The following is a 13212-nucleotide window of genomic DNA, read 5'->3' as shown; positions in this document are numbered from 1 at the left end:
CATTGTTTTTCATTGAATATCCACTTTCACAAGATAACATTTCTATGCTGCCGTTTTACTATCCGCTTCATACCGACGTCCTGTTCGGGCTACTTTATTCCAACTTCTTTTATTGAAGAAGTAATCGATCGTTCCAAAGATTACAGCAAACATCGTGATGAATCGATACACAAAAATATCAAAGAGAATAACCCAAAGCATCGGATACGTATCTTCATCCTGAAAGGCATATCCATATCGCTCACTCATTCCAAGAGCTACCATGTCATACACCAAACCGATTACGAGGATATAGAGCAGGTAAATCATTAGGAAAGATAATGAAAATAACTCTCCGGAAATGCTATCAGCAATTAATACTCCTGTCATGATATAAACGGCAAGAGTTCCTGCAAAGAAACCCTCAAATAAATAAAAGAAGGAAACAGGCTTGGTAAACAGGGTTTTTAACAAAAATGGACCGAAGTAAAACAAGCAGTCAACAAATGCCTTTTGCCAACGCACCCGCTGTTTGAAAAGATCTCTCCAGCTCTCAGGCAGTTCCGTATAACAAACTGCGTCAGGTATGAGAAGAACCTTCCTTTTTTTCTTTTTGGATATATACTTATGCATTTTTAATGTAATATCAATATCTTCGCCTACCGTTGATCGATATCCGCCTACATCCAAAAGGGCCTTTTTTGTAAAAATACCAAACGCACCTGAGATGACTGCTAAAGCACGGAAACGGGCCAGTGAAACTTTATTTACGTAAAATGCTTTTAAGAAATCCATCGCTTGTGCACGTACCAACATATTGGCACCGCGCAAGGATAGACCATCCATCGGTTTCTCAACTCTTGTTTGCAGGACATGTACCATGCCTCCAGCAGCCACAACACAATCGTCTGCAAATGCCTGATTCACAGCGGGCAATGCTCCGTCCGTCAAGATTGTATCTGCATCGAGGGTCACAACTAAAGGCTGACTAGCATAATCTATTCCTGCATTGAGTGCGTCCGCTTTCCCTCCGTTCAATTTGTCCAAGACGAAAATATTCGGAAAGAGCTCAGACTGGTAACAGATTTTTACTTCCTTGTGAGTCAGCTTATTCGTATGAGCTTTTAGACAAGGAGTCAGTTTTAATAAGGAATGCAGCAAAGACATCGTTTTGTCTGTCGATCCATCATTAATATAGATAATTTCAGCCTTTGAATACGATAATGTTTTCATACTGCTGACTGAAGTTTCAATGATTCCTTCTTCATTATAGCAAGGTATTAAAACACTTACTCCCTTTTGCTCCTCGATCATCTGTTTCGATTCGGAATTTCGTTTTTTAAATAAAGGTAAACAATGAATAGAATGAATAAAAGGAAACGCAATCGATATAAAGATAAAAAAGAACCAAATAAAATCCAAAAAAAACCACCTGCCCAACATATTATAACAATATAATATAATTGGTATGTGAAAATACTTTTAAGAGGGTATGTAGTATTTATTAATTCAAAGAAAACGCACACATTTTCAAATTCTAAAAGAAATTTCAAACAATGCTGTGTGTCGCATGTAACGTGCTGCGTTTGGCATGTAAATGGGGAAAAGCCGCATGTAAGCTGTAAAAAGTGGACGGTAATCGACACAAAGTGGACGGTGAATTCAAAAAACCCGCATGACATTCAAATAGAACGATAAACTCAAAAAAAACGAAGCCACTAACATGCGGCTTCGTTTTCTTATTAAGAACAGAATTTATCGGTGGATTTTGGGACGGACAATCCGAATAACGGACGGATATACAAAGCGAAAAAGGTTCCAAGCATCGCCATAATCGCCCAAACATAGCCATGCAGGCTAAAGGAAGCAATACCACTGAAATATGCGCCAATATTACATCCAAAAGCAAGGCGTGCTCCATACCCCATGAGCAGTCCGCCGATGATCGCCGCGGCTGCTGTACGAAGGGGCACTTTCTTTAGAAGGAATACCCCTCCAAGTGTAGAGGCAGCCAGTGCGCCCACAATAAGGCCAAAGTCCATCACACTTGTTCCATCCATAAAAACAGATTGATGGAGAGGAGCCGCTTTTTCACCTGCCCAGTAGCCCCACTGGGTCACGTCCACTCCCATTGACTGGGCAGCCTTCGATCCCCAAAGGGCAAAAGCGGAAGTAATCCCCCACGGACTTCCCTTAACAACCAAAGTTGCGGCATTAAGCACGGCCAAGACGACAGCTGCCGTTAAAATTGGCCATGAACCGCGGACGACACGCGCCCAGCCCTTTGCACCTGGAATCGGAGCCATTTTTGGAGGACGGCGTTTCTTTTCCACTTTAAATGTAATCCAGGTGATGCCCCCCAGTATAATCATTTGGATCAACCAGCCTCCAAACCAGCCAAGGCCTGTGCTCGTCGCCAAGGAAAAAGGCTTAAATGCAGGGAGATTCATCCAAAAATCGAAGTGCCAAGCTCCAAAAACAGAGCCGATAATAAACGCGATTAAGGTGAGAAACATTTCAGAACGGCCGCCGCCTACAGCATACAATGTGCCAGATGCACAACCGTTTCCGAGCTGCATTCCGATTCCGAAAATAAAAGCCCCCACAATGAGACTTACCCCGACCGGTGAAACGTTTCCTGCCGGACTTCCGCCGAATAAAGTCACGTTAGCCGCAAATATAATCGCAAACAACGTACTGGCTACTGCCAGCATGAGCATATGGGCACGAATGGCTTCACCGTTCCCAACTGCCATAAACCGTCTAAAGGCAGATGTAAAACCAAACCTTGCGTGAAAGAGTGTAAATCCAAGCAGAAGACCGAGCCACAAGAGCATTCCTTGCTTTAAACCTCCAGCCTGAATGCTTGCATAGCTCAATACAACCGTTAACAAGCCTGCAAAAACCACCCGGTAAGTCTGAACCGAACCGATGCTTTTCCCTGCACCATCCCGCTTTCTTTCTTCATTTTTTGATGTATTAGAAGAAGCTAACCCCATCAAATCACCCCTTAATCCAATAAAACTAGTCGGAAATATTGTTCCTTTGTATACTACAACATAAATTGGAAAAAGAGAACCGTTTTGCTTGTGTTAATTTTTAGGAATATTAAAAGCCCAGAGCCCCTGTTCTCACAAAAACTTGGCCTCACCATACTATAACCTGAGAGAAGTGTATTCCCTTGTTTCTTTTGTATAAAACAACCGCAATGATCGGGGTGCATGTGATATGAACACAGGAAATGCTGACAAATTTACGGAAAACGAAGATCTCAAATTAAAATATGAAGATGTGATTGCTCTTGGGGTTTGGATTAAAACCGTGGGGCAAGTGATAGAATTCTAATCAATGAAGAGCCCTCCTCAGGGGATGAGAAAGTCGTTTCAGCAGTGTGGCTGGAAACGGTCGGCCAGTTTTTGCAAGCGATAGGCGTTACGCAGCAAATTTTAGCAACAAATAAGCAGTCAATCCTGCAAGCTCAGGGAATTGAAATAACAGGGTCTTCAGTTAAATCGTTCGCTCATGCATTGGAAGCAATCGGCGGGATCGAAATACTGGAGGAGGAATCTCTAACGGATATTATGGATTTCATTCCCTGATCAAAGAATTTTGGATGTATCACTTATTATATAAAAACACGTTGATTTTTTGAGTATCATCCGTTGTAGCTAAAAGAACATCTTTTACTTCTACACCGTGCAGTGATTTAATCTGTCTTTTGACCCAATCTTCATTTTTCCCCATCTCCTTTAATTGATTAAAATCAACTTTCCCATCTTTAATAAGAGTTTTAGGAAAAGCGAATGGAGTGGTCATGATACTCATATCTTCAGGGGTTGCTGCGTTATATTGCGATTTTAAAAAAAACGATATCGTACCATCCGGTTCCCACAACGCTAATGCTACTTTTTGAATATCGTCAATTTGCTTTTTTCTTAATTCCGATAATAAGATATCCATCGGTATTCTTGCTTTGATTAAACTTTTATAAATGATCTCGCCATTTTTTATTAGAGTGAAGGGGGAAGGATCGATAAACTTAGTGAACCTCGTCCATTTGAGACTTAGAAAAATTAATATTAGATACAAAAGCACTAACACACTGATTGTAATAAGAGAACCTTTCATCCCTAGATGTTGATCGGACAATGGGTGGGCAATAATGTTTCCAATGGATAAAGCCATTATGAAATCAAGTAATCTTAACTGAGAGATCGAACGCTGCCCCATAATTTTGGCCGCAATCAGCAAAAAGAAAAAAGAAAGGATGGCTCTTAATATCCACTGAATGACTGTTAGTGAATCGTGGCTGTAAAGAAATTGCATCTCTAATCACATCCTAATTTCATCAGGTTTATTCATTAGATTTAGCCGATTTTTCCTAATAAATTCTACATAATTTTTGACGTCGGCGATCCTTATAAAATGGAACACCCTATTTTCAATGGGGTGTTCCTGAGTGCCGTTTGTACAAGCGGAAAGGATAAGGGTTAAAACCGGGATTCCTCCTGTTTATCCCCTATTTCTGTCCCTCTATATTTTTCCCTGTAATGGGAGAGTGTAAGAAGCGGCCAAACATGATTATAGCTGTGGTAATAAATATAAAAAGTTCCTGGCAATCCGGCGCCTGTCGGGTAGGTCAGACTTTGAACGTTATAGTTTTCCCGGTTTAAGAGATAATCGATGCCCCTTTTTATCGTTCGGTTTGGTGTCGGGCATGCGGCGATCATGGCATCGAGGGCCCAGGCTGTCTGGGTAATGGTGCTGTATGGGAGGGAAATGTATTTCCTTTCGATATCACTTCTGCATGATTCCCCCCAGCCGCCATCTGAATGCTGAATTTCGGTCAGCCACCCCTTTGCCTTTCGGATCGTGCGGTCTAGCTCAGAGCATCCGGCCGCCATCAATCCTGTCACACTGGCCCAGGTACCGTAGATGTAACTGATCCCCCAGCGGCCGTACCAGGAACCGTCGTTTTCCTGATTGTTTTTTAACCATTGCACAGCTGCTTTAATCCGTGGCGACGGCAGCTGCAAACCGTCATAGTTGCCGAAAAATTCGAGGGTTCTTCCGGTAAGATCAGCGGTGGAAGGATCGGTAAGAGCATCTGCCGCGCTTTCAACAGGCAATTTTCGCAGCCACTTTTTATCGTTGTTCTTCTCAAAAGCTGCCCATCCACCATCCTGATTCTGCATGGATAACAGCCAGTCTCTTCCTCTTTTATAGGCGTAATTCACGTTCCTGTTCCTTTTTTGGTAGCGGATTAATGTTCGAAGGGCCACCTGTGTGTCATCCACATCAGGATGGATGGTATTGCCTTCGCTGAAACCCCATCCACCCGGAGATCCGTCTGGATTATGATATTTCCAGTCACCATAGCTCGAATGCTGGCTCCTCAGGATGAACCTGAGGCTTTTTATCAGGCTGGGATGTCCAGATGCAGTTCCTGAAGACAATAACGCATGGTTTACCAGAGAGGTGTCCCATATTGCTGAGGGTGAATTTTGGATATGAAAGGTCTCTCCGTTATAGCAAAGCAAGGAAATCAGGCCATGGACGGCTTGTTTTACAACGGGAGAATCCTGTCTATAGCCGATTGAGATGAGCCCATATACCATAAGAAAACTGGTGCTTGCATAGCTCAGCAAGGTTCCGTCCGCTTCAATGCGCTGTAGAATATAGTTTTCCAGAAAGGCCGTATGATAAGAATATGGAGCCTTTCTGCTGGCAATCTGTGTCTCTTCCCAAAAACCATCTTCCTTCTCTTTATACAAATGATTCAGACAAGGCGTGCTGCTGCACCGCAGTTGGAACTTCTGAGACATCCCCAATAAAACAGGGGCAAAATGTGCCCTTGCATAGCTGCTGAAATCATAAAAGTTTAATTGGGCTCTATCCATGATTCGAAAGATCCTTGCAGGATCAACTGTACGTTTTGGCCACGGGTACAGGCCGTTAAACGAAAAAAAGACCTTTGTAAGCAGGCTTACTTTTTTTAATCCGCCCTCATTGATGATAAAACTGGCAGCTTGCTTTAAACGGCTTGCCTCCTTTGGCACGTGCCCAGAATAGAGAATAGCGGTGTATGCTTCCGCTGTCGCAGTCAGATTTCCCTTTTCTTCATCGGGAAAGGCCTTCCACGCTCCATTCCTTTCCTGCTTGGACAATAAACGTTGAACGAGCCGCTGAATCAGTTGTTCGTTTTTCCATCCTAAAGTCCGCAATAAGATAATCATGTAGGCGTCCGTCATTAACGCATTTTCAAAGCAAAACCTCCATGATCCATCCTGTTCCTGGAGATCGAGAAGGGTAGAACTGCGGTATGCGATTTCCCGATTTACTTCAGCAAGTCTGTACATGGCATCCATCACTCCGGTTAAGCCCCTTGGCAGTTGCTTTCCTGCCTATATTCTATGAGTGTAAAAGGCAACTGGTGACATAGTGATGAGGATGGGTGCCGTTCCAAACAAAAATAGACCACTTTAACAGTGGTCTATTTGGTCACTACTTTACTTTTTTGAATGCCTCTTCCGTATACTTGTTCTGCGGATTCCACAGCATGTACTCATCCACACCAAGCTCCTGTCCTGCCCGGATCTGATCCTTAATCTGCTGTGGTCCGTATTTGATATGGCCGTCGACCCAGGTGGCGGTGAAGTCTTGATACCACGGACGGATTTCGGCGACCGGTTTCTTTTGTTCTTGAAGCACTTTGTCCCGGTTTATGGCGGGGGTGAGAGCTTTCTTAATGAGTTCATACGGTTTGGCATCCGGTACACGTATACCGTACACCCCCGGCCCGTAATGTGACGGGTACGTCATCGGGCTGATCACATCGACAGCCGGTGTGACCGACTCCCACTGCTGGCCAATGCCGGAATCGTCTTTTTGGCTCGTGGACACTCCGAACACGTCGGCTGATACTTTGACTCCATAGGGTTTGAGTTCCTTTTTGGCGTAAAGCAGGAAGTCATGAATGTTTTGCGCTTTTGACTTCTTGTTCGGGTTAGCGAATTTTACTTCACGGTCGACCTGTTCCCCGTTATCCGGGAAACGAACATAATCAAATTGAATCTCATCAAATCCTTGCTTTGCAGCATCTTTTGCCACAGCGGTCACATACTTCCAATACTCTTCTTTATATGGGTCGACCCATGGTATGCCGTCATTGTAATATAGGCTGCCGTCTTTTTTTTTCATGGCAAATTCCTTTTTCTTGTTTGCCATATAAGGATCCTTGAAGGTGACGATTCTCGCGATACTATAAATATCCTTGCCCTTTAGCACTTTCATTCGCTGAGAGATGTCACTTACTTTCGGATGATGATCAGAGCCATAATGGTTTACTTCAGGCACGCTGGAATCGTATGTCATTTTACCTTCATCATCTTTAACATCCATCACGATGGAGTTAAGCTCAGTGTCATCGACCAGATTGACCATTTCATTAAATTTAGTATGATTGCCTGCTGATGACCCAGACATATATACTCCCTTGACGGTTACGTTTTTCGGTTTGTTCACCGGAGCTGCTGCTTTTTGGGGAACAGCTTCTTGTTTCTGAGCACTTTCTGCTTTTGATGCGATTTCTTCTTTTTGAGCACTCTCTGCCGGTTCATTCTTTGCCTCTGCTTTTTGTGAAGACCCTCCTGAAGTCTTCTCCGTTGTTCCACATCCAGCCAATCCTCCACAAACCAGTAAAAATGCCAGTGTTAACCTTCCAAAAATGGTTTTCATTCATAACCCTCCCTAGTTGCCATTTTTCAGATATGTTCCATGGTTCGGAATGTTTATACCCTTTCTCCTTTACTTTAAGCGCTTTCTATCCCTTTTTAACATACTTTTAATAGGCTCGTTATATTTGGCCATACTAGAGGAAAATAAGTGTTGGACTGGAAAATTTGTACTCGTTATCTTTGTTTTCGGAAAGGTTGGTGCAGGCGTTGAAAAAAGAAGAAGATTTGAAGAGGGGACTGAAAAATCGGCATATCCAGCTGATTGCCATCGGGGGAGCGATTGGGACGGGTCTTTTTTTAGGTGCGGGAAAATCGATTCACCTGGCGGGGCCTGCCATCATGCTGAATTACGCACTTATAGGAGTCATGCTTTTTTTTATGATGCGTGCTTTGGGTGAAATGCTCTTGTACAACCCGACATCCGGCTCGTTCACTCATTTTGCCGAATTGTTCATTGGGCCATGGGCAGGTTTTATCACAGGCTGGACGTATTGGTTTTGCTGGATCGTAACAGGGATGGCGGAGATTACGGCTGTCGGACTCTACGTAAAATACTGGTTTCCAGGCATTCCTCAGTGGCTGACTGCACTCGCTGCCGTACTCATATTGCTTCTGATAAACATGTCGGCGGTCAAAGCGTTCGGCGAGATCGAGTTCTGGTTCGCTCTTATTAAAATCATTACCATTTTAGCCCTCATTGTGATTGGGATCGCCCTCATTGTGATGGGCTATGAAAGCCATGGGACGGAAGCTTCGTTATCAAATCTTGTGAGTCATGGCGGGTTTTTCCCCAATGGATCCGCTGGCTTTGTTCTGGCCTTTCAGATGGCACTCTTCGCGTTCGCCGGAGTTGAGCTTGTCGGTGTAACGGCCGGTGAGGCACAAGACCCTGACAAAACACTGCCGAGTGCCATCAATAACATACCAGCACGGATTCTGCTCTTTTATATCGGGTCACTGATCGTTCTCATGTCCATCTATCCATGGGATAAAATCGAACCTGACAGCAGCCCGTTCGTGTCGGTCTTTAAACTGATCGGCATCCCGGCGGCATCCGGTATCATCAATTTCGTTGTTTTAACCTCGGCCATGTCGTCCTGTAACAGCGGGTTGTTCAGCACCGGACGTATGCTGTATACACTGGCTAACGAAGGAAAAGCGCCTAAAAAGCTTGGTTTGCTTAACAAAAAACAAGTTCCGGCACGGGCTTTGATCGTGTCGACCTTCTTCCTATCGTTTGGCGTCCTGCTTAATTATTTATTGCCAGAAGAAGTGTTCACACTGGTGACAAGCATCGCGACGATCTGTTTCATATGGGTCTGGGGAATCATACTGGTTTCCCACCTCCGTTTCCGTAAACTGCATCCTGAAGATGCGAAAAAGAGTTCGTTTAGAATGCCGCTTTCACCGGTCATTAACTGGATCGTCCTTCTCTTCTTCGTTTTTGTTATCGTCGTTCTCGGTTTTGCCGCAGATACCCGTATTGCATTATTCATTACACCAGTCTGGTTTGTCATTTTACTCATTGCTTACATGATTACGAAGAAAAATTCCGCGAAAAAGTTTGATTGAGCAAAATTCCCCCGAATCTATGCAGATCCGGGGGAATTTCAAGTTGAGCGGGGACTGTGTGGACGCAGAGATTTATTTGCATGCGGATCTTATATTAGAGCCCGATGTTTCGAAAACGTGCATACCCGATAAGATACGTCGGGCAACCAAAAAACCCGGATCACCTTCCGGAAAATCCGGGACTTCCCTACATGACAACGATTGAACTTTCACAATAAACGCGGCATTTCAAGAACTGTGTTGGAATAACATTGCAGTTGATTCACTTGTTCAACGTGATATAATAAAAACAGAAAATGTTCATCGTTCTTCGGTAATGATCAATTGCTTGAAGAGCCTGTCATTTAAAGTAATAGCGGGATGGATAGCTGGTATTCAAATGCTTAGCCATTAACCCACTGTAAAGGAATTTGTGCTGCAGCGAGCGGAGCACAGGTTTTTTTATGGTGGGTTTTTTTATGTTTACAAATAGGAGGAAGGATAACGATGGCAAACAAGATTACGATGAAAATTAACGGAGATTTGCACGAGGCAGAAGAAGGGACAAGGTTACTCGATCATCTTCTGGCAAAGGGAGTTGAACATCCGCACATCTGCTATTCCGAAACACTGGGGCCGATCCAGACCTGTGATACATGCATGTGTGAAATCGATGGGAAACTGATGAGAGCCTGCTCCACCGAAGTAAAGGAAGGCATGAATATCCTCACCTCATCTCTTTCTGCAAAAACAGCCCAGAATGAAGCGATGGATCGAATTTTAGAAAATCACCTTCTCTACTGTACGGTTTGTGATAATAACAATGGAAACTGCAAGGTTCATAACACTGCAGAACTATTGGAAGTGGAGCATCAAACCCGCCCGTTCCGCGAAAAAGGCTATGAAGTGGATATGTCCCACCCGTTCTACCGCTATGATCCCAACCAATGTATCCTTTGCGGGAAATGTGTGGAAGTATGCCAGGACCTTCAGGTGAATGAAACGCTGACTATCGACTGGGAAAGAAACATGCCCAGGGTTATATGGGATAACGATAAACTGATCAATGAATCTTCCTGCGTCTCTTGCGGCCAATGCGCGACCGTCTGTCCCTGCAATGCGTTAATGGAAAAATCAATGCTTGGAGAAGCGGGATTCATGACCGGGATCAAAAAGGATCTTCTCAATCCGATGGTTGACCTCATCAAAGAAGTGGAACCCGGCTACAGCGGAATATTTGCTGTTTCAGAAGTGGAAGCGGCGATGCGTGAAACCCGGACCAAAAAAACAAAAACGGTTTGTACCTTCTGCGGAGTCGGATGTTCATTTGAAGTATGGACAAAGGGCCGTCAGATCTTAAAAATTGAACCTGCTGAAAATGCCCCTGTCAACAGTGTTTCTACCTGTATCAAAGGAAAATTCGGCTGGGATTTCGTGAACAGCGATCAGCGCCTGACTACCCCCCTCATCCGCAAAGGCGATGAGTTTGTAACGGCTACCTGGGAGGAGGCTCTTTCCCTTATCGGAGAAAAGATGAGCCGAATAAAGAATACTTATGGCGGCAATGCGTTAGGTTTTGTCAGTTCGTCCAAAACTACAAATGAAGATTCCTATCTTATGCAGAAACTGGCCAGGCAAGTATTCGAAACGAACAATGTCGATAACTGCTCACGTTATTGCCAATCACCGGCCACCGATGGTTTGCTTGCAACAGTCGGCTATGGCGGTGATTCCGGTACGATCAAGGATATTGCAAGCGCCGGTCTTGTGATCATAATCGGAGCCAATCCTACAGAAGGCCATCCCGTGTTGGCCACACGGGTCAAACGGGCGAAGAAATTATTCGGGCAAAAACTCATTGTCTCCGACCTTCGCAGGCATGAAATGGCCGAACGCTCCGATCTTTATCTCCATCCGAAACAAGGCTCTGACCTCGTCTGGCTGGCAGCAGTGACAAAATATATTATCGACCAGGGTTGGCATGATGAAGAATTTATCAGAGGAAGGGTTAACCATTATGAGGACTACCTTCAGCTGCTGAACAAATATACGCTTGATTATGCAGTGGAAGTCACAGGACTTTCCAAAGAACAGCTGGTGAAGACGGCGGAAATGATTCATGAGGCTGACGGCACCTGTGTTCTTTGGGGCATGGGTGTCACTCAAAATATCGCCGGATCCCACACATCTGCTGCAATCGCCAATCTTCTGCTGGCCACCGGCAATTTCGGGCGTCCGGGTGCAGGTGCTTATCCGCTGCGGGGACATAACAATGTACAAGGTTCTTGTGACATGGGAACCCTGCCCCAATGGCTTCCCGGCAACCAGAGACTGACAGATGATGCTGCACGTGCAAAGTTTGAACAAGCATATGGGGTATCCATCTCCCCGGAAGCTGGATTTACAAACATTGAAATGCTTCAGGAGGTGGAAAAAGGCAACCTTAAAGCCATGTATTTGATGGGAGAAGATATGGCCTGGGTGGATTCTAATTCCAATCATGTCCACGACATGCTGAGCAAACTGGAATTCTTTGTGGTACAGGACGTTTTCTTTACCAAAACCGCTCAATTTGCCGACGTGGTTCTACCAGCTTCTCCATCACTGGAGAAGGATGGCACATTCACCAATACCGAACGCCGCATTCAGCGTTTGTATCAGGCACTTGAACCCATGGGCGAATCCAAGCCTGACTGGTGGATCATCCAGCAGATCGCTAAGCAGATGGGCACGGACTGGAACTATTCACATCCCCGTGAAATTATGGATGAAATTGCAAGTCTTTCCCCTATTTTTTCCGGGGTGACTTATGATCGTCTAGAGGGATGGGACAGCCTTGTCTGGCCGGTGCAAAAAGACGGTCGTGATGAGCCGCTTCTTTACACTGAGCGCTTTAATTTCCCTGACAGCAAAGCACGTTTCTCCCTGGCTGAATATGTGAAGCCAGTGGATTATGAAAAGGAATTTGATCTGATCTTAAACAATGGCCGTCTGCTTGAACATTTTCATGAAGGCAATATGACAAACAAGTCAAAAGGCATCCAGTATAAGCTTCCTGAAGTGTTTGTTGAGGTTTCGCCCGAACTTGCCAGTGAAAGAGGACTTCAGGACGGCTCTTCCGTCCGCCTGATTTCACCATACGGTTTTATTAAATTGCGTTGTATCGTCACAGACCGGGTCAAAGGCAATGAATTGTATGTACCGATGCATTCCGTAAGCCACGAAAATGCTATTAATATGCTGACCGGAAGTGTTGGTGACGTCAGGACTCAGACTCCTGCCTATAAACAGACAAAAGTGCGAATGGAACTTGTTCATGTGAAAGGCAGAGCACCGCTTCCCATGTATAATCCGCGGTATGCTGAACGGAATCCTCAGGCGGGCGTTCAGGTAGAACGCAAGTGGGCGAGAGAGGACTATGAGCCGATTGCCGACATTAATAAACCAGTGGGAGGCCGACGATAATGGCAGAACCAATTACGAAAATTTCTCATTCAGCCCATACGGAAAAAGAACTGCAGGAACAAAGTATTGATACGATTTTAGAAGATCTTGCGAAGAGCGCAGATGGAATAAAGGAACTCATCAAGCTTTTTCATCAGCTTCATGACAGCGGGATTTTAGGAGCAGTGAACGGCCTTGTTGAAGCGAAGGAAAAGGTGGCGGGCATTGCGGTTGAACAGCTGCTCCGCCCCCAGATGACCAATGCTATTAATAATATGATGGCAGCGGCCGGTGTTTTGTCCGAAACCAACCCTGACATGACGAAGAAACTGATGGGCAGCCTCGGGAATGGACTGCAAAGAGCTGAAAGGGCACTCGCCAATAATGAAAAGGTAGGCGTCTTTGACCTGATGAAAGCTTTGAAGGACCCTGACATTAACCGGGCCATCGGATTCGGAATGAACCTTTTAAAAGGTGTCGGGGAAGGATTAAAGGAGTAATG

At 44.8% G+C, this 13212-nt stretch carries 9 protein-coding genes; 4 read left to right on the top strand and 5 right to left on the bottom strand.

The annotated features are described in order from the left end of the window. Nucleotides 1-42: 42 nt before the first annotated feature. Both QYF49_RS05465 and QYF49_RS05460 read right to left on the bottom strand, forming a co-directional pair. Nucleotides 43-1401: a glycosyltransferase family 2 protein gene (locus QYF49_RS05465; RefSeq protein ID WP_290398590.1), complete on the bottom strand. Its 1359-nt coding sequence runs from the start codon at nt 1399-1401 to the stop codon at nt 43-45. Nucleotides 1402-1721: 320 nt separating this feature from the next. After that, the gene (locus tag QYF49_RS05460) at nt 1722-2978 is read right to left on the bottom strand and encodes a YeeE/YedE family protein (protein ID WP_290398589.1); all 1257 of its coding nucleotides are present in this window, start codon (nt 2976-2978) and stop codon (nt 1722-1724) included. Nucleotides 2979-3368: 390 nt separating this feature from the next. Here QYF49_RS05460 and QYF49_RS05455 point away from each other — a divergent pair, with 390 nt between their 5' ends. Further along, nucleotides 3369-3578: a hypothetical protein gene (locus tag QYF49_RS05455; RefSeq protein ID WP_290398588.1), complete on the top strand. Its 210-nt coding sequence runs from the start codon at nt 3369-3371 to the stop codon at nt 3576-3578. A gap of 19 nt (nt 3579-3597) precedes the next feature. On the opposite strand, the gene QYF49_RS05450 is transcribed toward QYF49_RS05455, so the two are convergent. From QYF49_RS05450 to QYF49_RS05440, 3 genes are all read right to left on the bottom strand, one after another. After that, nucleotides 3598-4305 (bottom strand): DUF421 domain-containing protein, encoded by a 708-nt coding sequence (locus QYF49_RS05450; RefSeq protein ID WP_290398587.1) that lies wholly within the window; start codon nt 4303-4305, stop codon nt 3598-3600. Between the two features lie 164 nt (nt 4306-4469). Further along, a complete protein-coding gene (locus tag QYF49_RS05445) occupies nt 4470-6347 on the bottom strand; it encodes a terpene cyclase/mutase family protein (protein ID WP_290399055.1) in 1878 nt (625 codons plus the stop codon). A 136-nt stretch (nt 6348-6483) separates the two neighbouring features. Further along, nucleotides 6484-7716 carry a putative glycoside hydrolase gene (locus QYF49_RS05440; protein WP_290398586.1) on the bottom strand — a complete coding sequence of 411 codons (1233 nt, stop codon included), beginning with the start codon at nt 7714-7716 and terminating at the stop codon, nt 6484-6486. Between the two features lie 206 nt (nt 7717-7922). Here QYF49_RS05440 and QYF49_RS05435 point away from each other — a divergent pair, with 206 nt between their 5' ends. From QYF49_RS05435 to QYF49_RS05425, 3 genes are all read left to right on the top strand, one after another. Continuing rightward, the gene (locus tag QYF49_RS05435) at nt 7923-9287 is read left to right on the top strand and encodes an amino acid permease (protein WP_290398585.1); all 1365 of its coding nucleotides are present in this window, start codon (nt 7923-7925) and stop codon (nt 9285-9287) included. 486 nt (nt 9288-9773) lie between these two features. Beyond that, a complete protein-coding gene (gene fdhF, locus QYF49_RS05430; RefSeq protein WP_290398584.1) occupies nt 9774-12731 on the top strand; it encodes a formate dehydrogenase subunit alpha in 2958 nt (985 codons plus the stop codon). Beyond that, entirely contained in the window at nt 12731-13210 is a 480-nt protein-coding gene (locus QYF49_RS05425) for a helical membrane plugin domain-containing protein (protein WP_290398583.1), read from the top strand. The genes fdhF and QYF49_RS05425 overlap by 1 nt, the downstream gene beginning before the upstream one ends. The last annotated feature ends 2 nt before the right edge of the window (nt 13211-13212 follow it).

It is taken from the genome of Fictibacillus terranigra (assembly GCF_030412265.1).
GTDB lineage: Bacteria > Bacillota > Bacilli > Bacillales > Fictibacillaceae > Fictibacillus_C > Fictibacillus_C terrinigri.
The sequence above is the reverse complement of the archived record's forward strand: the minus strand, read 5'-3'. Positions and strand labels throughout refer to the sequence as shown.

What these genes read in the sequence shown, in the direction of transcription:
- QYF49_RS05460 (WP_290398589.1), bottom strand. Translation starts at nt 2,978, where the DNA reads ATGGGGTTAGCTTCTTCTAATACATCAAAAAATGAAGAAAGAAAGCGG.
- QYF49_RS05450 (WP_290398587.1), bottom strand. Translation starts at nt 4,305, where the DNA reads ATGCAATTTCTTTACAGCCACGATTCACTAACAGTCATTCAGTGGATA.
- QYF49_RS05445 (WP_290399055.1), bottom strand. Translation starts at nt 6,347, where the DNA reads ATGGATGCCATGTACAGACTTGCTGAAGTAAATCGGGAAATCGCATAC.
- QYF49_RS05440 (WP_290398586.1), bottom strand. Translation starts at nt 7,716, where the DNA reads ATGAAAACCATTTTTGGAAGGTTAACACTGGCATTTTTACTGGTTTGT.
- fdhF (WP_290398584.1), top strand. Translation starts at nt 9,774, where the DNA reads ATGGCAAACAAGATTACGATGAAAATTAACGGAGATTTGCACGAGGCA.
- QYF49_RS05425 (WP_290398583.1), top strand. Translation starts at nt 12,731, where the DNA reads ATGGCAGAACCAATTACGAAAATTTCTCATTCAGCCCATACGGAAAAA.